The 1,032-nt window shown below is 76.0% G+C and carries 1 protein-coding gene; it reads right to left on the bottom strand.

The genetic code is table 11. From position 1 onward, the window contains the following. A partial coding sequence (locus tag AB8Z75_RS34925; protein WP_369209158.1) for a DUF3488 and transglutaminase-like domain-containing protein occupies nucleotides 1-1,032 on the bottom strand: 1,032 nt, incomplete at both ends.

Raw genomic sequence — 1,032 nt, 5'->3', positions numbered from 1 at the left:
GCCCTCGCCTCCCTGAGCCCGGAAGCCGACCGCGACCCGCGTCGGCAGCCCCAGCGTCCGCCCCATGACGGCGAAGGACGCCGCGAACTGCTCCGAGGTGCCGTGCTTGCCCGTGGTGAGGAAGAACTCCAGATTCCGGTAGGCGTGCCCCGGAACCGCCTTCGGGTCGAAGCGGTAGTGCTCGCGCAGCCAGCCGGCCAGCTTGTACGCCTGCTGGTACGGGTAGCTGCTGCCCGCGGTGGCCTCCGCCGCCAGCCGGCGGAACGTCCCGACGGCCTCGATCGGTTCGCCCGCCGGGTCGGTACGCGGCAGGGACTTGTGCCGGCCCCCCTTCGGCACGGCCGCGTACTGCAGCCGCTTCGGGTCGTACACCGGCGCCTGGGAGACCGCGGTGTAGGACAGGCCGCGGTTGCTCCGCGTGCCGGTGGCGCCGCCCTCGCCGACGGCCAGCACGCCGCTGTCCGGATCCACGGCGAGCCGTGTGGCCTCGGCGTCGTCCGCACCGCGCCTGCCGGTGAGCGTCACCGACGAGGGGCGGTCGGCGGCCGGAAGCCAGACGCCGGGCAGACCCTGCACGGTGACCCGTTGCTCCACCCGCTCGCGGCGCCCGGGATCCGCCCCCCGCCGCTCGGGCACCCTGCCGCCCGAGCGGGCCAGCCGGGCCCCGGACGTCCACTTCACTCCGTCGTAGCGGTCCAGCACGGCCAGCCGCCAGTTGCGGTCCGCCGTCGTCCGGGCCTCGAACAACCGCGACTCGGGATGCTGGAGCCAGGCGGCCACCTGGTCAAGCGGGCTGGTCGATCGCGGATGGACGAGGGGTGCCCGCACCTCCTGGCGCAGGTCGTAGGGGGCGCGCCCGGACAGCCCCGGGAGCCGGGGGCCGAGCAGCGAGGCGGCCAGCGCCAGCACCGCCACCACGGGCAGACCGGTGCTCAGCACCCGTACGGTGCCCCGCACGGGCGCCCGCGACCGCAGCAGCACCAGCACAGCGGCGCACGCCACCAGCCCCGCGGCGGCCGGCGTGTTGGAGCC

It is taken from the genome of Streptomyces sp. PU-14G (assembly GCF_041028275.1).
Classification (GTDB): Bacteria; Actinomycetota; Actinomycetes; order Streptomycetales; family Streptomycetaceae; genus Streptomyces.
The sequence above is the reverse complement of the archived record's forward strand: the minus strand, read 5'-3'. Positions and strand labels throughout refer to the sequence as shown.